At 75.1% G+C, this 21,462-nt stretch carries 22 protein-coding genes; 10 read left to right on the top strand and 12 right to left on the bottom strand.

Annotated features, from left to right (window positions below):
• Window positions 1-26 precede the first annotated feature (26 nt).
• Complete coding sequence (locus ACWIX7_RS17350) at window positions 27-734, bottom strand: SDR family NAD(P)-dependent oxidoreductase (RefSeq protein WP_448617671.1); 708 nt, start codon at window positions 732-734, stop codon at window positions 27-29.
• 43 nt (window positions 735-777) lie between these two features.
• Here ACWIX7_RS17350 and ACWIX7_RS17345 point away from each other — a divergent pair, with 43 nt between their 5' ends.
• Entirely contained in the window at window positions 778-1,170 is a 393-nt protein-coding gene (locus ACWIX7_RS17345) for a pyridoxamine 5'-phosphate oxidase family protein (RefSeq protein ID WP_091212964.1), read from the top strand.
• 10 nt (window positions 1,171-1,180) lie between these two features.
• On the top strand, window positions 1,181-1,741 hold the full coding sequence (locus tag ACWIX7_RS17340) for a GNAT family N-acetyltransferase (RefSeq protein ID WP_448617670.1): 561 nt from the start codon (window positions 1,181-1,183) through the stop codon (window positions 1,739-1,741).
• Window positions 1,742-1,782: 41 nt separating this feature from the next.
• Here ACWIX7_RS17340 and hpf read toward each other — a convergent pair whose 3' ends face one another.
• The 8 genes from hpf to ACWIX7_RS17300 form a co-directional block, all read right to left on the bottom strand.
• Window positions 1,783-2,469 (bottom strand): ribosome hibernation-promoting factor, HPF/YfiA family, encoded by a 687-nt coding sequence (gene hpf / locus ACWIX7_RS17335; protein WP_448617669.1) that lies wholly within the window; start codon window positions 2,467-2,469, stop codon window positions 1,783-1,785.
• 38 nt (window positions 2,470-2,507) lie between these two features.
• On the bottom strand, window positions 2,508-3,275 hold the full coding sequence (locus ACWIX7_RS17330; protein WP_448617668.1) for a ComF family protein: 768 nt from the start codon (window positions 3,273-3,275) through the stop codon (window positions 2,508-2,510).
• A 175-nt stretch (window positions 3,276-3,450) separates the two neighbouring features.
• The gene (locus ACWIX7_RS17325) at window positions 3,451-5,178 is read right to left on the bottom strand and encodes an LpqB family beta-propeller domain-containing protein (protein ID WP_448617667.1); all 1,728 of its coding nucleotides are present in this window, start codon (window positions 5,176-5,178) and stop codon (window positions 3,451-3,453) included.
• Window positions 5,175-6,917 (bottom strand): MtrAB system histidine kinase MtrB, encoded by a 1,743-nt coding sequence (mtrB, locus tag ACWIX7_RS17320; RefSeq protein WP_448617666.1) that lies wholly within the window; start codon window positions 6,915-6,917, stop codon window positions 5,175-5,177. Before mtrB ends, ACWIX7_RS17325 begins: the two co-directional genes overlap by 4 nt.
• Before the next feature lie 153 nt (window positions 6,918-7,070).
• Complete coding sequence (gene mtrA / locus ACWIX7_RS17315) at window positions 7,071-7,778, bottom strand: MtrAB system response regulator MtrA (protein ID WP_448617665.1); 708 nt, start codon at window positions 7,776-7,778, stop codon at window positions 7,071-7,073.
• A 205-nt stretch (window positions 7,779-7,983) separates the two neighbouring features.
• Window positions 7,984-9,468 (bottom strand): adenosylhomocysteinase, encoded by a 1,485-nt coding sequence (gene ahcY / locus ACWIX7_RS17310; RefSeq protein ID WP_448617664.1) that lies wholly within the window; start codon window positions 9,466-9,468, stop codon window positions 7,984-7,986.
• A gap of 170 nt (window positions 9,469-9,638) precedes the next feature.
• The gene (locus ACWIX7_RS17305; protein WP_448617663.1) at window positions 9,639-10,559 is read right to left on the bottom strand and encodes a GmrSD restriction endonuclease domain-containing protein; all 921 of its coding nucleotides are present in this window, start codon (window positions 10,557-10,559) and stop codon (window positions 9,639-9,641) included.
• Between the two features lie 76 nt (window positions 10,560-10,635).
• On the bottom strand, window positions 10,636-11,484 hold the full coding sequence (locus ACWIX7_RS17300) for a class I SAM-dependent methyltransferase (RefSeq protein ID WP_448617662.1): 849 nt from the start codon (window positions 11,482-11,484) through the stop codon (window positions 10,636-10,638).
• A gap of 213 nt (window positions 11,485-11,697) precedes the next feature.
• Here ACWIX7_RS17300 and ACWIX7_RS17295 point away from each other — a divergent pair, with 213 nt between their 5' ends.
• The 3 genes from ACWIX7_RS17295 (at window position 11,698) to ACWIX7_RS17285 (ending at window position 14,419) form a co-directional block, all read left to right on the top strand.
• A complete protein-coding gene (locus tag ACWIX7_RS17295) occupies window positions 11,698-12,291 on the top strand; it encodes an acyltransferase (protein ID WP_448617661.1) in 594 nt (197 codons plus the stop codon).
• Window positions 12,292-12,365: 74 nt separating this feature from the next.
• Window positions 12,366-13,469: a DegT/DnrJ/EryC1/StrS family aminotransferase gene (locus ACWIX7_RS17290; RefSeq protein ID WP_448617660.1), complete on the top strand. Its 1,104-nt coding sequence runs from the start codon at window positions 12,366-12,368 to the stop codon at window positions 13,467-13,469.
• A complete protein-coding gene (locus tag ACWIX7_RS17285; protein ID WP_448617659.1) occupies window positions 13,466-14,419 on the top strand; it encodes a Gfo/Idh/MocA family oxidoreductase in 954 nt (317 codons plus the stop codon). The genes ACWIX7_RS17290 and ACWIX7_RS17285 overlap by 4 nt, the downstream gene beginning before the upstream one ends.
• On the opposite strand, the gene ACWIX7_RS17280 is transcribed toward ACWIX7_RS17285, so the two are convergent.
• Window positions 14,413-15,168 carry a glycosyltransferase gene (locus tag ACWIX7_RS17280; RefSeq protein ID WP_448617658.1) on the bottom strand — a complete coding sequence of 252 codons (756 nt, stop codon included), beginning with the start codon at window positions 15,166-15,168 and terminating at the stop codon, window positions 14,413-14,415. The genes ACWIX7_RS17285 and ACWIX7_RS17280 overlap by 7 nt on opposite strands.
• A 192-nt stretch (window positions 15,169-15,360) precedes the next feature.
• Between ACWIX7_RS17280 and ACWIX7_RS17275 the strand changes: the two genes are divergently transcribed.
• The 5 genes from ACWIX7_RS17275 (at window position 15,361) to ACWIX7_RS17255 (ending at window position 18,746) form a co-directional block, all read left to right on the top strand.
• Window positions 15,361-17,736: a hypothetical protein gene (locus ACWIX7_RS17275; RefSeq protein WP_448617657.1), complete on the top strand. Its 2,376-nt coding sequence runs from the start codon at window positions 15,361-15,363 to the stop codon at window positions 17,734-17,736.
• Between the two features lie 160 nt (window positions 17,737-17,896).
• Window positions 17,897-18,058, top strand: coding sequence for a hypothetical protein (locus tag ACWIX7_RS17270; RefSeq protein WP_448617656.1), 162 nt, complete (start codon window positions 17,897-17,899; stop codon window positions 18,056-18,058).
• A gap of 57 nt (window positions 18,059-18,115) precedes the next feature.
• On the top strand, window positions 18,116-18,313 hold the full coding sequence (locus tag ACWIX7_RS17265) for a hypothetical protein (RefSeq protein WP_448617655.1): 198 nt from the start codon (window positions 18,116-18,118) through the stop codon (window positions 18,311-18,313).
• Window positions 18,314-18,318: 5 nt separating this feature from the next.
• A complete protein-coding gene (locus tag ACWIX7_RS17260; protein WP_448617654.1) occupies window positions 18,319-18,531 on the top strand; it encodes a hypothetical protein in 213 nt (70 codons plus the stop codon).
• Window positions 18,528-18,746, top strand: a complete 219-nt coding sequence (locus tag ACWIX7_RS17255; RefSeq protein ID WP_448617653.1) for a hypothetical protein — start codon at window positions 18,528-18,530, stop codon at window positions 18,744-18,746. The genes ACWIX7_RS17260 and ACWIX7_RS17255 overlap by 4 nt, the downstream gene beginning before the upstream one ends.
• 18 nt (window positions 18,747-18,764) lie before the next feature.
• On the opposite strand, the gene manA is transcribed toward ACWIX7_RS17255, so the two are convergent.
• Both manA and ACWIX7_RS17245 read right to left on the bottom strand, forming a co-directional pair.
• Window positions 18,765-19,940: a mannose-6-phosphate isomerase, class I gene (manA, locus tag ACWIX7_RS17250; protein ID WP_448617652.1), complete on the bottom strand. Its 1,176-nt coding sequence runs from the start codon at window positions 19,938-19,940 to the stop codon at window positions 18,765-18,767.
• Between the two features lie 78 nt (window positions 19,941-20,018).
• Window positions 20,019-21,425: an FAD-dependent oxidoreductase gene (locus tag ACWIX7_RS17245; protein WP_448617651.1), complete on the bottom strand. Its 1,407-nt coding sequence runs from the start codon at window positions 21,423-21,425 to the stop codon at window positions 20,019-20,021.
• Between the last annotated feature and the right edge of the window lie 37 nt (window positions 21,426-21,462).

Here is a 21,462-nt window from a genome sequence, read left to right as displayed (position 1 = left end):
GCGACCCGCCGTCGGCAGCCGGACCCTCAGCGGCGGACCAGTCGCTTCGTCCCCCCGTCGAGCACGATCTCCCGGCTCCCCTCCCGAACCCCCGCGAGCACCGCCTCGACCAGCTCCGACCGGTCGTGCCCACGGGGCAGGCGAGGCGGGTCCCCGGCGAGGGCACGGTCGACCAGCCCGGTGTCGATGTGCGGCGGCTTGACGTCGAGCACGGTGATCGACCGGGGACGCAGCTCCCGGCGCAGCACCCCGGCCCAGGCCGACAGCGCCGCCTTGCTCGCCGAGTACTCGGCCATCTGGAGGGTCGGGGCGTCGGCCACGATCGCCGACAGCAGCACGACCGCGCCGCCGTCCGCCAGGTGCGGCAGCGCAGCGCGGACCAGGCTCATGGGCGCCAGCGTGTTGACGGCGAACAGCTCCTCGGTGACCGCGTCGTCGGCCTCGGCCGCCGGGCCGAACGCCACCACACCCCAGGCGACCACCACGACGTCCAGCCCGCCCAATGCCTCCGCGGCCGCGGCCGCGGCCACGGCCCGGCGCAGCGCCTCGACGTCGACCGCGTCGACCGCGCCGGCCGGCACTCCCCCGAGCGACTCGGCCAGCTCGCGCAGCCGTCCCTCGTCCCGCCCGGTCAGCGCCACGCGGCAGCCGGCACGGGTGAATGCACCCGCCAGCTCCCCGCCCAGCACACCGGTCGCCCCCGCCACCAGCACCCGCGCGCCCTCGAGCTCCACGGGCGCCGGATGCCCCTGTTGTGCACGACCTAACCTCGGGTCCGTGGCGTACGACCTCGACGACCTGCCGGACGGCCTGCTCGCCCTCCTGACCGAGCGGCACCTGGCCACGCTGACCACGCTGCGCGCCGACGGCAGCCCGCACGTCGTCCCGGTCGGGGTGACCTACGACGCGGCCACCCGCACCGCCCGGGTCATCACCTCGGGGACGTCGGCCAAGGCGCGGCACGTCCGCGCCGGACGCTCCCGGGTCGCGGTGTGCCAGGTCGACGGCCGCCGCTGGGTCACCCTCGAGGGGACGGCGGTGGTGCGGGACGACCCCGCCGCGGTCGCCGACGCCGAGGCCCGCTACGCCCGGCGCTATCGCACCCCGCGGGAGAACCCGGCGCGGGTGGTCCTGGAGATCTCGGTCGACCGGGTGCTGGGCAATCCCTGACCATGAGCCGATGGCCCTCGACCTCATCGCCGTCGACCTGACCACCGAGGTGGTCCGCACCGCGCGGCTGGTGCTGCGCCCGTTCCGCCCGGACGACGTCGACGCGGTGTTCCGCGCCTGCCTGGACCCGGAGCACCGGCGGTGGATGCCGAACCTCCCGGAGCCCTACACGCGGGCCGACGCCGAGGAGTTCGTCACCCGCTCCGCCGCCCGCGGGCGCGCCGAGGGCACCGCGCTGGACGCCGCGGTGGAGGCCGACGGCGAGTTGGTCGGCGCCTGCGGCGTGCGGCACCTGGATGCCGGCCTGCTGGGGCCGGACATCGGCTACTGGACCGCGTCCTGGGCCCGCGGCCGGGGTTACGCCGCCGAGGCCGCCCGAGCGCTCGCCGACTGGGCCTTCCGACACGGCGCGGCGCGGGTGCACCTGTTCACCGACGTGCAGAACGCCGCGTCGCAGGCGGTGGCGGTGCGGGCGGGGTTCGTCCGCGAGGGCGTCGTCCGCTCCTGCTTGGCCTACCAGGACGGCTCGCGCGCGGACGCGGTGCTGTTCGGGCGGGTGCGGGAGGACTGAGCGGGGCGGGGGTGCGGGCTGGCCGCACCCCCGCCCCGGCATCAGGTCCCCGCCGCCGCCGGCTCCGCGGCCGAGGTGGACTGCCGGGCGGCGGCGCCGTCGAGCGGTGCGTCGACGAGCCGGATGAGGCCGTAGTCATAGGCGTGCCGGCGGTAGACGACCGTCGGCTGCCCGGTGTCGGCGCACAGGAAGAGGAAGAAGTCGTGGCCGACCAGCTCCATCTCGTGGAGGGCCTGGTCGACGTGCATCGGGGTGGCCGGGTGGTGCTTCTCTCGCACGATCCGGCCGGGGAGGTGCTCATCGAGGTCGGTGACGTGCGGCCCCTCCGCGAGCTCCCGGTCGCGGTCGAGGGACTCGGCGACGCCGGTGTCGGGGGCGCCACCGCCCACCCGCACGCTGGCCGGGGTCCGTCGTCCGTGGTGGACGCGGCGGCGGTCGGCGGCCTTGCGCAACCGGTGGTCGAGCTTGCCGGCGGCCAGGTCCAGCGCCGCGTAGAAGTCCGGCGCGGCGGCCTCGGCGCGGACCACCGGCCCCTTGCCGCGCAGCGTGATCTCCACGCGCTGGCACTTGCCGGACTGGCGCGGGTTCTTCTCGTGGAAGAGCTCCACGTCGATGCGCAGGATCTTGAGTTTCCCGTCGAACCGGTCGAGACTGCCGACCTTGTCCTCGACGTGCTGTCGGTAGTGTTCGGGGACTTCGACGTTCCGGCCACGGACCACGATCTCCATGAGACCTCCCGGTCGTTCGGGTTGTGATCGAACCCACGCTAGTCCCGGTCGCCGGGTCCCGACAGTCGATCTGCCGGACCCCCGGCGACCCGCGCCGGGCCCTCCGCCACGGTGCGCCGAGGAGTGGCCGCGACGACCGCGGCCAGCACCGGAGGCCCCTCCCGGCCGGCCGCCGACGCGAGCACCCCGGCCGCCTCGGTGAGCGTCGCGCCGCTGGTCACGACGTCGTCGACGACCACCAGCACCGCGTCCGCGGGCAGCTCGGAGGAGCCGGGGCGCAGCGCGAAGGTGCCGGCCAGGTTGGCCCGCCGCTGCGCCGCCGAGAGGCCCGCGGAGTCGGCGGCCCGCCCGCTGCGGCGCAGCAGCCGCGCCTCGGCTGCGGGCACCCCGGCCGCCTGCAGCTCGGCGACCGCGCGGGCGGTCAGCTCGCGGACGTGGTCGCGGCCGCGGGCGCGCAGTGCGGCAGCGCTGCTGGGCACCGGGACGAGCCGCACCCGCCCCGGACGCCCGGCCAGCCCGGCGAGCACGCCGGCGACGGCCAGCGCCAGGGCGGCCCCCAGCGGGCGGGCCAGCTCGGCCCGGCCGCGCTCCTTGAAGGCGTTGACCGCCGGGCGCACCGGCCCGTCGTAGGCGCCGGCGGCCACCGTCGGCGGGAAGCCGGCGGGGAAGCGGCGCGGCTGGGCCAGGTGCGGGACGGCCAGCAGCGCGGCGCACCGCCGGCAGAGGACGGCGTCCGGCACGCCGCACCCGGCGCACTCCCGCGGCAGCATCAGGTCGGCCAGCGCCGCGAGCACCCCGCCGTCCACTCCCCCAGCCTCGCGCCCCGCCGCCGCCGCGCCCAGGGCCGGCGGGGACCTGTGGATGGGCAGCCGGACCTTGCCGTCCCGAGCCGGCCCCGTCCAGAGGCTCGCCGCGAGCCTGCGAGTGGTGGGGAGGACGGGGTCCTTCTACTGCGAGTGGCGGGGGCAGAGGGGTCTTCTCTCACCCGGGGTAGAACGGCTCGGTGCCCGGCTGCGGCTGCTCACCGCGGACCAGGGTCACCCACGTGCCCCCGGCGACCTGCCACTCCCAGATGGTGCCGCCGGCGCTGACCAGCGGGGGGCGCCCGGGTGCGGCGGCGACCTCGGTGGCCTGGCTGGGCAGCCCGGCGGTGGGCACCGGTGAGAGGTCCCAGCCGTCGACGCCGACCGTGTAGGGCAGGCTGCGATCCTCCCCGGCGTCGCCGGCCAGCACCAGCAGGCTGCCGGAGGTCCGCCACGCGACGTCGACCACCTGGCCCAGCGCCGGGGCGACCTCGCGCCAGTCGCGCAGCGCCACCGGGCCGTCGTCCGAGCGCACCACGGTGCCGACGTACAGGCTCTGCCGCTGGCCGCCCTCGACCACGACGGCCGCGCGGACGCCGTCGGGCGACAGCTGCAGCGCTGTGGCCCGGCCGAGGCCCGGCAGCGTGACGGCGTTGACCGCCTGCGGTGGGCCGCCGACGGTCACCCGCACCACCGTCGAGCCGTCGCGGACCAGCCAGAACTCCTGGCGGGCCGGCGCCACCGTCGGCACGGTCAGCGAGGCGCTGGGCAGCACCGGGGTGAGCTCACCGCCGTAGGAGCCGGTGAGCAGCGTCGCCTGGCCGTCCCGCTGGGTCACCCCCACCATCTGGGTCAGCTCGCCGGTGCTGGGGTCGGTGGCCACCGCAGCGCTGGACAGCCCGTAGGCCCCGGCGCCGGCCGGGCCGGGCACCGGCGCGGGGTCGTCGGTCGCCGTCCACAGCGCGCCGTCGACGAGGAAGTGCCCGACCGCGTCGACCGGGGCGGTCTTGGGGTCGAGGGTGGCCCAGGTGTCGACCGTCTGGACCGCCGGCACGCCGTCGAGGCGCAGCGGGTCCCCGTCGACGAGGACCTCCACCGAGCGCACCGAGCTCAGCTGGCCCAGCGTCCAGACCAGCTGGGCCGAGATCCCCGCGAGCCGGGCGGGCGGGGCGTCGGCGACGCCGGTCAGGTCGACGGTGACCGCCTGGGCCGAGACGGCCACCGTGCTGCCCAGCGCGGCGCCCTCGAGCTCGTTGACGACGCCTGCGGCCAGCACCGCCGAGGGCCCCTCGAGCAGCCGCTCGACCAGCACCGTCGGCTGGGCCTCCCCGATGATCAGGTACCGCGGGTCCGGGACGACGCGCTGGGCGGTCGGGTCGAGGAAGTAGAGGTCGCGGCGCTCGTAGAGCCGCTCGAAGTCCGGCTCGAGCATGAGCAGCCCGTCCGGCGGGTCGCTGATGCGCCACTCGCCGTCCACCTGCTCGAGCCGGAACTCGCGGGAGTGGACCTCCTGGCCGCCCACGGTGAACCCGCCGCGCTGGTCGATGGTGCCGACCAGCTCGCCGGTCACCACGACGGTGCCGGCGTCGGTGGTGACGGTGGCGTAGTCGGCACCGAGCAGGGTGATGCCGGCGTCGTCCGACCACGACCCCTGCGGCTCGGGAGCCAGGTGCTCGCGGGCGACGGGGTGTCCGCGCACCGTGCTGGCGGCGGCGTCGAGGAAGCCGCGGACGACCTCCTCGGGCGTGGCACCGGGCTCCGGCGACAGCGGCTCGATGCCGACCGGGGTGTCCGCACGCGGCGGCGCCTGGGTGATCTGCGCCGGGGCCGAGCTCGTCGGCACCGTCGAGCAGCCGCCGAGCAGGGCCAGCAGGACGGCGGCCAGGACGACGCCGCGGCGGGTCACCGGACGCCCTCGGGACGGCGCAGGACCGCGGGCCGCAGCGGCAGCGGCGAGCTGGTGAGGTCGGTGCCGGCAGCCAGGGGCAGCGTCAGCCGGAACTGCGCGCCGGCGCCGGGCTGCCCCCAGACCTGCAGCCACCCGCCGTGCAGCCGTGCATCCTCGAGGCTGATCGACAGCCCCAGCCCGCTGCCGCCGACGGTGCGCACCCGCGAGGGGTCGGCGCGCCAGAAGCGGTCGAACACGTGCTGCGCCTCGGCCGCGGAGAGCCCCACCCCGTGGTCGCGCACGGTGACCGCCGCCGCCGTCCGGTTGGCCGCCCAGGTGATCTCCACCGGCTGGCCGGTGCCGTGCTCGATCGCGTTGCCGACCAGGTTGCGCAGGATGCGCTCCACCCGGCGGGCGTCGACCTCGGCGATGACGTCCTGGGCGGGCCCGGACACCGTCAGCTCGCAGCCGTGCCGCTCGGCCAACGCCGACATCCCGGCCGCCACCCGGCGCACGAGCGCGCCGAGGTCGGTCGGCTCCCAGTCGAGGACCGCAGCCCCCGCGTCGTAGCGGCTGATCTCCAGCAGGTCGGTCAGCAACGCCTCGAAGCGGTCGAGCTCGGTGTGCATCAGCTCCGCCGAGCGCGCCACGTGCGGCGGGAAGTCCGCGCGGGACTCGTAGAGCACGTCGGCGGCCATCTGCACCGTCGTCAGGGGCGTGCGCAGCTCGTGCGAGACGTCGGAGGTGAAGCGCTGCTGCAGCTGGGACAGCGACTCCAGCTGGGTGATCTGCCGCTGCAGGCTGTCGGCCATCGCGTTGAAGCTGGTCGCCAGCCGGGCGAGGTCGTCCTCGCCGCGCACGGCCATCCGCTCCTCGAGCTGTCCCTCCGCCAGCCGCTGGGCGATGCCCGCGGCCCGGCGCACCGGGTCGACCACCAGCCGGGTCACGAGCAGCGCGATCCCGACGACGAGGACGGTGAGGGCGACGCCGCTGATGACCACCGTGCTGCGGAACAGCGCGAGGCTCTCGGCCTCCTGGTCGAGCGGGAAGGCGTAGTACAGCTCGATCCGCTCGGCGCTGCCCGCGCCGGTCGGCACCGGGGCACCGACGAGGTAGGTGGGCCGGGCCTGGCCGCTGCCGTCGGGGACCATCGCGTACTGCTCGTACTGGCCGCCGGAGGCGACGGCGGCGCGCAGCTCGGGCGGGATCGCCGGGTAGATGCCACGCTGGCTGACCGCGGGGGCCCGCTCGGAGTCGCCGGTCCGGTAGACCATCACGACCTCGAAGTCACCGGCCGGGCTGCCGCGCTCCTTCAGCTGCTTGACCGTCCGGTCCAGGGTCGCCCGCACGCTCGCGCTGTCACCTGCGGCGATGCCCGCGACCTCGTTCTGCGCGTAGACGACCCCGGTCTGCACCTGGTCGATCGCCGCCAGCTCCTTGACCGACAGCAGCTGGTCCCGGATCTGGCTGAACAGCACCAGGCTCACGATGACCACGACCGTGCCGGCCACCAGCATGGTGATGGTGCCGATCCGGACCTGCAGCGACGAGCGCCAGGCGGCCGCGGCCCGCGCGGCCTCCCGCTGCGCCAGCCGGCGCGTCCGCGTGGCCTGCCGGCGCAGCCGGCGGCGCAGCGCGCCGAGGTCGGCCGACGGCGGCCGGCGCGGCTCGTCGGCCGGCGCCGGGCCGACGGTGCCCGGCGACGACGACGCGGGTGACGTGTCGGTCGCCGGAGGCGCGGGCCGCGTGGTGCTCACGGCCGGATCAGGGTGCGCATCGGTCCGCTCCCGCGGCTCGCTCCGCTCTCCGCCGACGTGGCAGGTCGCCTCCGCGCTCGCTCGCAGAGTTCGCTTCGATGCTCACTCCCTGTCCGCTCCGGCTCCTCGCTGCGGTTCTCACGGGCAGCTCGCTCACGGCGGGCCGGCCTTGTAGCCGACTCCTCGCACCGTCAGCACGATCTCCGGCTTCTCCGGGTCCCGCTCGATCTTCGCCCGCAGCCGCTGCACGTGGACGTTGACCAGCCGGGTGTCAGCAGCGTGCCGGTAGCCCCACACCTGCTCGAGCAGCAGCTCTCGGGTGAAAACCTGGCGCGGCTTGCGGGCCAGCGCGACCAGCAGGTCGAACTCCAGCGGGGTCAGGGCGATGGGGACGCCGTCCCGGGTGACCTGGTGCGCCGGGACGTCGATCTGCACGTCGCCGATGCTCAGGCTCTCGGCCTGCCCCGTCTCGCCGCGCCGCAGCTGCGCGCGCACCCGCGCGACCAGCTCCACCGGCTTGAACGGCTTGGTGACGTAGTCGTCGGCGCCGGCCTCGAGCCCCTGGACGACGTCGAGGGTGTCGCCCTTGGCGGTGAGCATGACGATCGGGACGGTCGACTGCGTGCGGATGTCCTGGCAGATCTGCAGGCCGTTGCGGCCGGGCAGCATCAGGTCCAGCAGCACGATGTCCGGGCGGGTCTGCTGGAACGCGGCCACCGCGCGGTTGCCGTCGGAGACGAACGCCGGTTCGTAGCCCTCCCGCCGGAGCACGATGCCGAGCATCTCGGCGAGGGCGGCGTCGTCGTCGACGACCAGGACTCGGCCGCGGGAGGTCCCGTTCTGAGCAGCGCTGGGTGGCACGGCGACCATTCTGCGCTGCCCGGGGAGAGAAGCGGGGACACCCGCCCGGAGTGCTCCGGACGGGTGTCCCCACGTACCCCGTTCGCGTGGCCCCGTCCCAGGTCCCCCTGCAGGGCCGTGCCGCGAGCCAGGTGACGCACCAGAACGGCCCCTTCCCGGGTCCCGCCCTGAGCCTGCGAAGGGTGGGGAGGAAGGGGGTCCTTCCTCAGTAGCGGTAGTGGTCGCTCTTGTACGGGCCCTCGACCGGGACGCCGATGTAGTCGGCCTGGACCTTGGTCAGCTCGGTGAGCTTCACGCCGAGGGCACCGAGGTGCAGCCGGGCCACGTGCTCGTCGAGCTTCTTCGGCAGGACCGTCACCGAGGGCTCCTGGCCCTCGTAGGCGGCCCGGTTGGTCCACAGCTCGATCTGCGCGAGCACCTGGTTGGAGAACGAGTTGCTCATCACGAAGCTGGGGTGGCCGGTGGCGTTGCCCAGGTTCAGCAGCCGGCCCTCGGAGAGCACGATGATCGTGTGGCCGTCGGCGAAGCGCCACTCGTCGACCTGCGGCTTGATGTTCGTCCTCGTGATGCCCGGGGTGCGGGCCAGGCCGGCCATGTCGATCTCGTTGTCGAAGTGGCCGATGTTGCCGACGATCACCTGGTGCTTGGTGCGGCCGAGCTGCTCGGCGGTGATGACGTCGCGGTTGCCGGTGGCCGTGATGATGATGTCGGCCTGGTCGATCACGTCGTCGAGCGTGGTGACCTGGTAGCCCTCCATCGCCGCCTGCAGGGCGTTGATCGGGTCGATCTCGGTGACGACCACCCGGGCGCCCTGGCCGCGCAGCGCCTCGGCGCAGCCCTTGCCGACGTCGCCGTAGCCGCAGACCACGGCGACCTTGCCGCCGATCATGACGTCGGTGGCGCGGTTGAGGCCGTCGACCAGCGAGTGCCGGCAGCCGTAGAGGTTGTCGAACTTGCTCTTGGTCACCGAGTCGTTGACGTTGATCGCCGGGAACAGCAGCCGGCCGTCGCGGGCGAGCTCGTAGAGCCGCATGACGCCGGTGGTGGTCTCCTCGGTGACGCCGCGGATGCCCCGGCCGATGCGGGTCCAGTAGCCGGCGTCGCCGGCCAGCGTGCCGCGCAGCGCCTCCAGGATGACGCCGTACTCCTCGGAGTCGGCCTCGGTGGTGTCCGGGACGCTGCCGTCGGCCTCGAAGCGGGTGCCCAGGTGCACCAGCAGCGTGGCGTCGCCGCCGTCGTCGAGCAGCATGTTCGGCCCGACGACGGCCCCGCTCTCGTCGCGGAACTCGAACAGGCGCTGGGTGCACCACCAGTACTCCTCCAGCGTCTCCCCCTTCCAGGCGAACACCGGGACGCCGGTGGGCTGCTCGGGGGTGCCGTCGCCGACGACGATCGCCGCGGCGGCGTGGTCCTGGGTGGAGAAGATGTTGCAGCTGACCCAGCGGACGTCGGCGCCGAGCGCCTCCAGCGTCTCGATGAGGACGGCGGTCTGCACCGTCATGTGCAGGGAGCCGGCGATGCGGGCGCCGGCCAGCGGCTGCTCGTCGCCGTACTCGGCGCGCAGCGCCATCAGGCCGGGCATCTCGTGCTCGGCGAGCTGGATCTCCTTGCGGCCGAAGCCGGCCAGGGAGAGGTCGGCGACCTTGAAGTCGCCGTCGGTCAGTACACGGGTGCCGGTCGTGGCGGTCATGTCGCTCCAGGGATCGCCCGGCCACGCTCGGCCGGGTCTCGCGTCGGTCGCTGTAGAAGCAGCCTCGCGGGTGCTGCCGACGAGCGCCGGCGGGGAGGCTGCGTGAGCGAGCGTGCCGAGGCCTCGGCGGGGCTCGTGCCGTCGTCCACGATACGCGGGCGAGGGGCTCCCTACTCGCAACCGACCCCGTCGCCGTCCCCGTCGAAGGCGTCGCTCCAGCCCGGCTCGCCCCGCCGGATCGGGGCCGCGCCCGCCGCGCGGACGGCGTCGCAGTCGGCGTAGACGGTCCCGGTCGGTGCCGGCGCCGCCTGGGTGCCGACGTCCGGCGGGACGCCGGGCAGCGGCTCGTCCGGGCAGCCGGCGAGCACCGTGGCGGCGGCGTTGCGCTCGGCACGGGTGACCCACAGCCCGTAGCCGGCCTTCACCGCGACCTGCCGCGCGACGTAGGCGCACCGGTAGGAGGTGTTCGGCGGCAGCCAGGTCGCGGCGTCGCCGTCCCCCTTCTGCTGGTTGAGCGGCCCGTCGACGGCGAGCAGGTTGAGCTGGTCGTTGGCGAAGGCGGTGCGCCGGTCGGCGTCCCACCCCTGCGCGCCCTTCTGCCAGGCGTCCGAGAGCGCGACGACGTGGTCGATCTGCACGTCGTCGCTGGTGTCCTCGCCGCGGCGGAACTCGATGGTGCGTCCGGAGTAGGGGTCGTCGAGGGTGCCGGAGACGACGACGCAGTCGCTGCCCGGCCGGAACCGCTCGCCGGTCAGGTCGCGGGCCAGCACGTCGTTGCGGGTGTCGCAGCCGTTGCGGTCGGTGTCCAGCCAGCCGTCGCCGAACTCCTCGCGCTCGTAGCCGGTGCGCGGCGCCCGGCCGCGCACCGGCACGTCGCCGAGGGCGGCCAGGGCGGAGTCCGGCGGCGCGGTGGCGATCGCCTCCTCGGCGGCCGTGTCGTCCAGGACTCCGGTCGGTGGGCCGCCGGAGGCCTCCCCGATCCCGCCCAGCACGTCGCAGCCCGGGAGGCCGCCCAGCACGACCAGCACGGCGCTGCCGGTGAGCACGCCGCGGCGGAGCCGGGACGGGACGACGGGAGAGCAGGGGGGCACGGGCTCCTCCGACGCGGGACGGGCGGGCTCGACGCTAGGCGCCTCGCCGCGCCACGGCGACGGTGACACGCACGGTTCAGCCGCCGGCGGCGGTGCCGGCGTCGAGCACCCGGGCGACGACCTGCTCGTCGTTCGACGTGTAGGCCTCGTAGGCGACGCGGGCCCCGGTGCGCTCGAGGTGTTCCCGCCAGGCGCGGAACTCGTGCTGCTCCCAGCCGGGGAAGTTGAAGAACTCGTCGAAGACCACCACCGACCCGGGGACCAGCCGGGGGTCGACGTGCTCGAGGACGGTCACCGCCGAGGAGTACAGGTCCCCGTCGACGTGCACCAGGTGCACCGGGCCCGGGTGGGCCGAGAGGAAGCCGGGGAGGGTGTCCTGGAACCAGCCCACGACGAGCTCGACGCCGGCGACCTCGGGCAGCGCGTCCGTGGCGAAGGCACCGACCCGCACGTGCGGGCGGTAGTCCTCCGGCAGCCCCTGGAAGGAGTCGAAGCCGTAGACGTCCCGGCGGCCCCGACCCTCGGCGATGACCTCCAGCGAACGCCCCCGGAAGACGCCGAACTCCAGCGCGAGGCCACCGGCGGGCACGATCTCGACGGCGTACCGGAGGGTGCTCAGCGAGTCGTGGAACGCCCGCGCGGTCGACATCTCCCGGGCCGCGAACCGGGCCGAGGCCACGGCTGCGTCCCGCTCCCCGGCCGCGAGCAGGTCACGCCGGCTGCGGAACTCCACGTCGTGCACGGCCCGGATCGCCCGGTCGGTCTCCGCCCGCGCGCACGCCTCCAGTCGCTCGGTCTGGGCCCGCACGGTCGACTCCACCATGCGCGCGAGGCGGGCCTCGAACGGCGCCACCGCCGTCCGCACCACCCACCGCCGCACCGCGGCCGAGACCCGGCCGGGCCGCATCCCTGGACCTCCGGGCACGCGCGCCACTCCCCCATCGGCGGCTCCGGCGTCCCCGCCGCCGCCATGCCTCCACGGGCTGTCTGCGCCTGACCCACCGGCGTCTCGACGGCCACGGCGAGGCCCCCGGTGCCCACCCCGGGCGGCTCGTACACCAACTCGGGGGTGTGGCGCCCTACGCTGCCGGTGACGAGGGCCACGGTGATCCGACCACCCCGCCCCAGAGGGAGGGACATGGTCGCCGCACAGGAGCCTGCACGTCACCCGGCAGCCGCCCACGAGACGGCCGTCATCGAGGACGCGGCGCAGATCGGGGAGGGCACCCGGGTCTGGCACCACGCGCACGTCCGGTCCGGCGCGGTGGTCGGGTCGGGCTGCGTCCTCGGCAAGAACGTCTTCGTCGACGCCGGTGCGGTGGTCGGCGACCGGTGCAAGATCCAGAACAACGTCTCCGTCTACACCGGGGTCACGCTGGGCTCGGACGTCTTCGTGGGACCGAGTGCCGTGTTCACCAACGACCTGCGGCCCCGCGCCTCGGCCGGCCAGTGGTCGATCACCCCGACCGTGGTGCACGACGGGGCCTCCATCGGCGCCAACGCGACCATCGTCTGCGGCACCGTGCTCGGTCGCCGGGCGATGGTCGCCGCGGGTGCGGTGGTGACCCGGGACGTCGAACCACACCAGCTGGTCATGGGCAACCCCGCGCGCCCCGCCGGATGGGTGTGCGAGTGCGGCGAGGTGGTCAGCCGTGCCGTGGAGCACCCCGGCGACCTCCGGTGCACCGAGCACCGCGACCGGACGGCGGGTCCCCCCGCGGCGCAGGCGTGACCGAGCCCGCGGGGTCCCGCACGGGCACAGCGCCTCCGGGCACGGGTCCCACGAGCGCCGGCGAGGAGGTCCCCGTGGTCCAGCCGATCCCGATCTCCGCGGTCGCCGTCGGCCCGGAGGAGGAGGCGCTCGTCCTCGAGGTGCTGCGCTCGGGCCGGCTGGCCCAGGGGCCGAAGGTCGAGGAGCTCGAACGGCGGTTCGCCGCCGCGCACGACGTCGAGCACGCCGTCGCCGTCAACAACGGCACCACCGCGCTGGTCGCGGCACTCCAGGCGCTGGGCGTCGGCCCGGGTGACGAGGTGGTCACCTCCGCCTTCACCTTCGTGGCGACGCTGAACGCCATCCTCGAGTCGGGGGCCACCGCGCGCTTCGCCGACGTCACCGACGACTTCTGCCTCGACGCCGACTGCGCACAGGCCCTGGTCGGCGAGCGGACCCGGGTGCTCCTGCCGGTGCACCTCTACGGGCTGCCGGCGGACCTGCCCCGGTTCGAGGTGCTCGCCCGCGAGCGGGGACTGGCGATCGTGGAGGACGCCGCCCAGGCGCACGGTGCGCGGGTCGCCGGACGAGCCGTCGGCTCCTCCGGCGTCGGGTGCTTCTCCTTCTACGCCACGAAGAACGTCATGTGCGGCGAAGGCGGGATGGTCACGACCCGGGACGCGGACGTCGCCGACCGGCTGCGCCTGCTCCGCAATCACGGCATGCGGGCGCCGTACCGGTACGAGCTGCCGGGCCACAACTACCGGCTCACCGACCTCCAGGCGGCGATCGCCCTCCCCCAGCTCCGCCGGCTCGGGACCATCAACGACGCCCGGCGCGCCAACGCGGCCCACCTCACCGAGGGCCTGCGCGCCGTGCCCGGCCTGCGCCTGCCCTCCGTGCCGGCCGGACGCGAGCACGTGTTCCACCAGTACACGGTGCGGGTCACCGCCGACGCGGCGCTGGACCGCGACGGCCTGGTGGCCGCGCTCGCGGACCACGGCATCCGGGCCGGCGTCTACTACCCGGGGCTGGTGCACGACCACCCCTGCTACCGGGACCACCCGCGGGTCGTCGCGGACAGGACGCCCGTCGCGGCGCAGACGGCCGCCGAGGTCGTGTCCCTCCCGGTCCACCCGCAGCTGGGCCGGGCCGACCTCGACCGGATCGTCGAGGTGGTCACCGAGGTGCTCAGGTGACCCGGGTGGCCGTCGTCGGCGCGGGGCTCATGGGGGCCAACCACGCGCGGGTCCTGCGCCGGCTCCCCGAGGCGGAGGTCACGCTGGTCGTCGACCCGGACGAGCGGCGCGGCCGGGCGCTGGCCGACTCCGTGGGGGCGCGGTACGGCACCGATCCCGCCGCGGTCCCCGAGCTCGCCGAGGCCGCCGTCGTCGCCGTCCCCAGCGACCAGCACGCCGACGTCGGCGTCCCCCTGCTCCGGGCCGGCGTGGACCTGCTGGTCGAGAAGCCCGTCGCAACGACCGTCGAGGACGCCGACGCCCTCATCGAGGTGGCGCGGGAGAACGACCGGGTCCTCATGGTGGGTCACGTCGAGCGCTTCAACCCCGCGGTGCTCCAGCTGGACGACATCGTCCAAGACCTGCTGCACCTGGAGCTGACCCGCATGGGCCCGTTCTCGCCGCGGGTCACCGCCGACGTCGTCCTCGACCTGATGATCCACGACCTCGAGCTCGCGCTGGCGCTGGCCGGCTCCGACGTCGAGCGGATCGAGGGGATGGGCCGGCGGGAGCGGAGCGACTCCCTGGACCTCGCGACCGCCCTGCTCCGGTTTCGGAACGGCGTGACGGCGACCGTCACGGCCAGCCGGGTCGGGCAGACCAAGATCCGCCGCATCGAGCTGACGCAGCGCGCCAACTTCGTCGTCCTGGACCTGGTCCGCCAGGACCTCACGATCCACCGGGTCGACCACAACGAGTTCCTCGCCGAGGGCGGCGCCCGCTACCGGCAGAGCGGGCTCATCGAGATCCCCTTCCTGGAGCACCGCGGCGAGCCGCTGGTACTCGAACTGGAGCACTTCCTCCAGTGCGTGGCGCACCGTCGGCTCCCTCGGGTCACCGGCGTGCAGGGGCGGCGGGCCCTCGAGCTGGCGCTCGCCGTGCGGCGGTCGGCGGAATCGCCCTATCACTGAACGGGGGCGTCGGGGAGGCCGTCCCGCACGGACGGCACGTGCCGCCCGCGGATCCCCCACAACCCCACGGGCATCTGCCAGACGTCTCGCACGGTCACGCGGCTGCGGTGGTCACGGGGCTCCGGGGAGAGCCGCACCGGCACCTCCAGCGGCTGCGCTCCCAGGCGCTCGGCGAGGAAGCACAGCTCCGTGGTCCTTGGGTAGCCCGGTTCGGTGCGCTGCGGACCGATCCGGCGCGCCCAGTCGCCGCCGAGCACGAACGTGCCCTGCGGGTCCAGTGTCCGCATCCCCAGGACCACCCGGCGCAGCGACCAGAAGCCCCGGCTGAGGACCGCTCGCAGCAGCCCCCGGTCGGCATCGGAGTCCCGGTGTCCCTTGGACCCGACGACCACCGGGTGGACCACGGGGTTCACCCCCTCCGCGGCCTCGAGGTCGTCGAACGCGAACGGCAGGTCGTCGGCGGTCCGGTCCACCCGCGCCCCGCGACTCGCGGCGATGCCGGCGCGGTACGCGTTGCCCATCCCCTTGGCCGACCGGAGGAGGGCGCCGGTACCGTCGGTAGAGCCGTTCTCGACGACGATCACCTCGGCGTCCCGGCCGTCCAGCCGGCTCGCCAACACGGACAGCGTGCCCTCGATGGCCAGTGCGCTGTTGTAGGCCGGGACGACGTATGTGAGGGCCACGTGACCGAGGGCCTTGGCCGCGGCGACCGGCGAACCGTCCACCGGCGTGGCCGGCCCCCGGTGCATGACCGCTGCCCGTCTCGTGGAACGCCGTCGTATCCGAACGGGCGTGCGCGTCCGCAACTGCAGGGTAACGTCGGGCTCACGGCACTGGCGGTCCGTGCACCGTCGGGCGGCGACCGGCCGGGACGGTCGACGACGTCAGCGGTGGCAGGGATGCCCGCGGATTCGTGGCACGCTGACGAGGAAGGCCATCGGGTGAGCACCGCTGCGGACACGGCGACCGGGTCGCCCACGACGGCCCGCACCCGGCACCGGGTCCCCGACCCCCTGGTGGTCCTCGGCGTCGGCGTGGCGGTCGCGGCGACGATGACGATCCCCTTCCTGCAGCGGCACGACTTCTACTACAGCGGGGACAACCCCCAGTCCTTCATTCCGCTGTGGCACCACTTCGGTCACCTGCTGCGGGCCGGGCAGTGGCCGACCATGGAGCCGGGCGGCTGGACCGGCGGCAACTACGCCGCCGACGGCGTCTACGCGCTGTGGAACCCGGTCCAGCTGCTGGACTACGTGCTCGTCTCGTACTACGACGACCTGGCCACGGCCGCCGCCATCGTGCAGATCCAGTTCCTGGCCCTGCTCGGCATGGGCGCGTACCTGCTGTTCCGCGAGTACGGCGCGGGTCGGTTGGCGTCGGTGGCCGTCGCCCTCGCCGTCCCCGCCACCGGCTTCACCCTCTACTACGAGGCCAACGGCTGGCCGGCCGGCCTCATGGCGTTCACCTGGGTGACCTGGTTCTGGTGGGCGGCACGCCGGCAGTCCCGCGGCCACCTCCTGCCACTGGTGACCTTCCTCGTCGGCGCCCTGGCCATGACCACCGGCAACCCGTACGCGGCGCTGGGGATGGTAGTCGTGCTGGCCGGCATCGCCGTGGAGCTGCTGGTGCGGCGCGACTGGGGGCGACTCGTCGGCATCGTCGTCACCGGTGCGTGCGTCGGGGCGACCGCGGCCCTCGTCTTCCTGCCACTCGTGGGCACCCTGCCGGTGACCGACCGCGAGCAGACCGCGATGCTGGCCAACGACACGTTCCTGGTCCCGCAGCTGGGTGACGTCCTGGCCTCCAGCGCGCCCACGTACCTGCCCGCGATCCTCCACTTCGGCGGGGCACTCATCGAGCAGGTCCCGTCGACCTACGCCACCTGGTTCACCCTCCCCCTGCTGCCGTGGATGCGCTGGGGGGCGCTGCGGCGACCGGACCGGCCGCTGACCAGCGCGGCCGTCGTCGCCGTCGTCTTCGCGGTGCTGACCTTCGGGCCGTCGAACCTGTGGCTCTTCCGCTGGCCGATCCGGCTGATCGAGTACCTCTACCTGGCCCTCGGCATCCTGCTCGCCCTGCTCCTGTCCCGCGGCCTGGCCACCGACCACGTGCGCCGACGGACGACGGCGACGGTCGCCGTCGTGGTCGTCGGCGGCTACCTGTCCTTCGCCGCCCGCCCCGAGCAGCCGTGGCTGCACGTGCTGGCCACGGTGGGCGTGCTCGTCCTGGTCCTCCTGGCCCTGACCGCGTTCCGCCGGTGGGGACGCCTCGCCGGGGCGGTGGTCCTGGTGGTCGGCACGGTCCTCGTCGTCACCGTCCAGACCGGTCAGCTGCCGTTGGGCTCCGATGAGACGGTGGACCGGGCCCAGTTGCCGAGCTCGATCACGCAGGTGCAGGAGGCCTCGTCCGTCTACCGCGGCACGGTGCTGCAGCTGGCCTCCCCCGGGTCCCTCCAGACGGCACCGCGGCGGTACACCGGGTATCTCCTGTTCGGCAACGAGACCCTCATGTCCGGGCACGAGTCGATCGTGCGGTACAGCGGCATGGGGTTCGAGGAGTTCGCCGACGCGCTCTGCATGGGGTACCGGGGCCAGGTGTGCCCCGAGGCGTTCGACCGCGCCTGGCGACCGACCGGCGGCACCGGCGCGCCGCTGGTCGACCTGCTGGGTGTGGAGACCCTCGTGATCGACACCCAGGTGTTCCCCGGCCCTGCCGGTCAGTCGCCCCCGCCCGGCTGGTCCCTGGCGACCCGTGACCGGCTGCGCACCGTGTGGGTCCGTGACGAGGCCGTCGGGTACGGGGGGCGGCTGTCCTGGGTGTCACCCGGCGTGGACGTCCTGTCCGACGCCGGGACGGGCGTCAGCGAGCAGGTCCGGGTGCGGGCAGCCGAGGCCGGCACGCTGGTCTTCGCCCGGCTGGCCTGGCCCGGTCACACCGCGACGCTCGACGGGGAACCGCTCGACGTGCGGGAGGGCCCCGCCGGGCTGCTCTCCGTCGACGTGCCGGCCGGGCGGCACGTCGTGGACATCGCCTTCCGCTCCCCCGGGCTGTCGGCAGGGACCACCGCCGTCGCCGCCGCCGCACTCCTCAGCCTCGTCCAGTCCGCCGTCTGGCTGGTCGCCCGGCGACTGCGGAGACGGCGCGCCTCGGTGCCACCGCCCACGGACGACCGTCGGGTCCCTGCCGAGCCCGGCGGCGGTGCAGACCTGCGGGGTGACCTGGTCTCCGCGGGCCGCGTCCCGACGGCGACTGATCCGGACCTGCCGCCGCGCTGCACGGGGTCCCGCCGGGTAGACGACCGGGGTCCGGGCTCGTGACCGGCGACGTCGACACCCCCAGGACGACCGAGGACCCGTCCGGGACCGCTGCACGACCCGGACCTCGTCCCGGGGACGTCCAGGGGGCCCTGCTGACGTGGGGCCGGCGGGTGGTGATCACCGCCGTCATCGGGTTCGCCGTGCACCAGGTGGTCCGCGAGTGGGACGAGGTGTCGGCGACGCTGCGCAGCTCCCGTGGCCGCACGTGCTGCTCGCCCTGGTGGCGGTGTCGGGCGGCGTCCTGCTCGGTCCGCTGGTCTGGCGTGCGGCCCTGGCCGCGATGGGTGCCCGGGTCGGGGTGTCCGACGCGGCCGAGATCTAGCTCGTCGGCCAGCTCGGCGAGTACGTACCCGGATCGGTCGTCGCGTTCGCGCTCCAGATGGAGCTGGCCCGATCGGCAGGGGTCTCCCGGGCCCGCGGTCTCACCGCCTCGCTGCTGACCGCCGGGGTCGCCGTCGTGACCTCGCTGCTCGTCGCTCTCCTCGCGGTCCCGGCGCTGGCCGGCAGCGAGTCGGTGCTGCTGTGGCTGTTCGCCCTGCTGCCGGTCGGGCTCGCCTGCTGCACCCCACCACGCTGACGTTCGTGGTCGACAGACTGCTGGCGCTGCTGCGTCAGGCACCCCTGCCGCGACGTCTCGCCGGCGCAGCGCTCGCCCGGGCGAGCGCTCTGAGCCTGCTGGTCTACCTGCTCTACGGCCTCCACCTGTTCCTGTTCGTCGACGCACTCCCGGCCGCGGGGACGACGAACCGGGCGCTGCTGCTCGTCCTGTGCGTCGGGGCCATGGGGTGGCGATGACCGCCGGCCTGGTCGCCTTCGTGCTGCCGTCGGGCATCGGGGCACGTGAACTCGTCATCGTGGGGGCGCTGGCCGCGGTGCTGCCCTATGGGCAGGCCCTAGCCCTAGCCCTGGCCGTCGTGTCGCGCGTGCTGTTCACCGTCGTGGAGCTGGCCTCCGCCGCCGCGGCGACGCTCCCCGCCCGGCTGTCGGCCCGGCGCGGCACACCTGCCTGACCCGTCAGCGCAGCGGGGTCAGCGCAGGTTCGTCGTGCTCCGGTAGAGCAGCGCGGGCCCGCGCGCAGTGACCGGCTCCCCCGCCGGCACGAACGCCGACCGCCCCTTCCCCAGCACCAGCTCGCCGTCCGCCGCGGCCAGCACGGCGCGCCCCTCGGTGCACAGCAGCACCTGCGGGCCGGCGGTGGTCAGCGTCCCGGTCCGGTCGTCGAGCTGCACCCGGGTGAGGTCGAAGTCCTCGACCGGCACCGGGTAGCGCAGCCCGCCCGGCCCGAGCACCGGGTGGAGGACCGGGATGCGGCCGTCGGCGAAGTCGAGCACCTCGATGAGGGCCGCCAGGTCGACGTGCTTGCTGGTCAGCCCGCCGCGCAGCACGTTGTCCGAGCTGGCCATGACCTCGACCCCGGCGCCGCTGAGGTAGGCGTGCAGGTTGCCGGCCGGCAGGAACACCGCCTCGCCGGGCGCCAGCTTGAGGTGGTTGCACATCAGCGAGATGACGACGCCGGGGTCACCCGGGTAGGACTCCGCGAGCGTCGCCGCCCAGCGGTAGGTGTTGATGAACTCCGGGTCGTGCGCGGCCACGTAGGAGGCCGCCCTGCGCGCGACCGCCTCCACCAGGGAGGTGCGGCGCCGGCCGGAGAGGGCCAGCAGCTGCGGGATGGCCGCCCGCAGGCCGCCGCGTGCCAGCGCCGCGATCGTGGGCTTGAGCTCGGGCAGCTGCAGCTTGGCCAGGCAGTGCAGCGACTCCTCGACCGGCCGGAAGCCACAGAGGGCCTCGAAGGTGGTGAGCGCGAGCAGCAGCTCGGGCTTGTGCCACGGGTCTTTGAACGTCCGCGTCGGGTCGTCCTTGGGGATGCCCGCGGCCTCCTCGGCGGCGTAGCCGGCGGCCGCCTGCTCCATCGTCGGGTGCGCCTGCAGCGACAGCGGTCGGTCGGCGGCCAGCACCTTCATGAGGAACGGCAGCCGTGGACCGAAGCGTGTGACGACGGGGGCACCGAGCAGCCGCTCGGGCTCCTCGGCGATCGCCCGGTCCAGCGGCCGGCCGTCGGCCAGCAGGCTCGGCTCGTCGGGGTGCGCACCCATCCACAGCTCCGCGTGCGGCTGCGGGGCCGGGCTGGGCTGGCCGAGCAGCTCGGGGATCACCGTCCGGCTCCCCCACGGGTAGAAGCGGACGGCGCTGGTGAGGGGCCACATCGTCGTGGAGGTTACTGGCCGGTCGGGTCCGGTGGGCAGCGTGCCGTCCACACCTCCTCGCGCTGTCGCCCGTTCGGGTCAACGCGCGGACGCCACCTCCCGGGCGGTGCGGACGGCGTCCCAGCCGAGCGGCCCGGACACCAGCGCGACCACCGCCGCGGGATCCGCACCGGACAGCGGGATGCGCCGGTCGAGGACGTCCTCGAGGGACAGCGCCCCCTCGGCGGTGACCGCGTGCACGACCTCGGCGGCCAGGTGCCCCGGTGCCCCGGACAGCGGGCGGCCCAGCCGCGGGTCGGCGCGCACCAGGTCGAGCACGTCGGCCACCCGGTCGCCGTGCCGGCGCAGCAGCCGGTCGACGGCGTCCGGGGACAGGCCGCAGTCCGCGGCCAGCTCCGGCGCCCGGTCGCGGACGTCGGACCAGCGGTGCGCGCCGACCAGGGGCAGGTGCGCGCTGCGCGACGGCGGCACGCCGGGCAGGCCCGCCGTCCCGGCGTCGACGGCGGCCACGGCGGTGAACCGGGCGGTCGGCAGCCCACCGGCGACGACGACCAGCCCCGGCGCGGGGGTCGCGACGCCGTCCCCGCCTGGCAGCCGGTCGACCCGGCTGGCGACGACGGCCGCCGCGGGCACCGGGCGGACGGACACGCGGTCCAGCGCGCCGAGCACCGCGGGCACGTCGGGGCCGGGGTGCGAGACGACCCACAGCTCCTCCGCCGGGACGACGGTCAGCACGCCGCTCGCGACCGGTACCACCAGCCCGTCGTCCCCGCCCTCGAGCGCCGTCCGCGGCAGCACCACCTGCACCAGCGGGTCGGTGGGGACGCCGTCGGTCAGCCCGCCGCCGTCCGCCCCGGTGGCGAGGACGACGCTGCACGCCCGCACCGGGAACGCCGACCCGTCGGTGCGGTCGGTGACCTGCACGCCGACGACGGCGTCCCCGGCGCGCAGCAGCCCCGTCGCCCGGGCGCGGGAGACGACGCGGGCGCCGTAGCCGGCCGCGGTCCGGACGACGGCGAGGGTGAGCCGGGCGCCGTCCACCTGGGCGTCCCAGCGGCGCACCGCACCGGCTCCCCCGGGGAGGCGCAGCCCCGGGACGGCGGTGCGCGCGGCCCGCCGCGACAGCGGCCGGGCGAGCGGCAGGCCACGGGTCAGGACGTCGGACGGCAGCGGCACCGGCGACGGGTGCAGCAGCGGCACCGGCCGGACCAGGTGCGGTGCCGCCGTCCGCAGCAGCCGGGCCCGCTCGCGCAGCGCCGTCCGTGCCGGTCCGGAACCGGAGAGCAGCACGGCGGGCCGGCCGGAGGCGCCGGCGGCCCAGTCGCGGGCCTCCACCAGGCCGACCGCGAGCCCCCGGCTGGCCGCATCGAGGGCGACCCAGGCACCGAGGAGGCCGCCACCCACCACGAGCACGTCGACGACCCCGTCGGCCAGCCGGGCCCGGTCGACCGCCCGGCGGTCCGGTGAGAGCCGGGTGCGGCCCACGCTCCCGACCCGGGTCAGTGCCGGACGGCGACGGTGT

The organism is Geodermatophilus sp. URMC 65, assembly GCF_053502545.1.
Note: the sequence above shows the minus strand (reverse complement) of the source record. Positions and strands in the feature narration are given on the sequence as shown.

Bases quoted from the DNA above. Each gene is read 5' to 3' on its own strand.
- ACWIX7_RS17340 (WP_448617670.1), top strand. From the start codon at position 1,181: ATGGCCCTCGACCTCATCGCCGTCGACCTGACCACCGAGGTGGTCCGC.
- hpf (WP_448617669.1), bottom strand. From the start codon at position 2,469: ATGGAGATCGTGGTCCGTGGCCGGAACGTCGAAGTCCCCGAACACTAC.
- ahcY (WP_448617664.1), bottom strand. From the start codon at position 9,468: ATGACCGCCACGACCGGCACCCGTGTACTGACCGACGGCGACTTCAAG.
- ACWIX7_RS17295 (WP_448617661.1), top strand. From the start codon at position 11,698: ATGGTCGCCGCACAGGAGCCTGCACGTCACCCGGCAGCCGCCCACGAG.
- ACWIX7_RS17280 (WP_448617658.1), bottom strand. From the start codon at position 15,168: ATGCACCGGGGGCCGGCCACGCCGGTGGACGGTTCGCCGGTCGCCGCG.
- ACWIX7_RS17265 (WP_448617655.1), top strand. From the start codon at position 18,116: ATGGAGCTGGCCCGATCGGCAGGGGTCTCCCGGGCCCGCGGTCTCACC.
- ACWIX7_RS17255 (WP_448617653.1), top strand. From the start codon at position 18,528: ATGACCGCCGGCCTGGTCGCCTTCGTGCTGCCGTCGGGCATCGGGGCA.
- manA (WP_448617652.1), bottom strand. From the start codon at position 19,940: ATGTGGCCCCTCACCAGCGCCGTCCGCTTCTACCCGTGGGGGAGCCGG.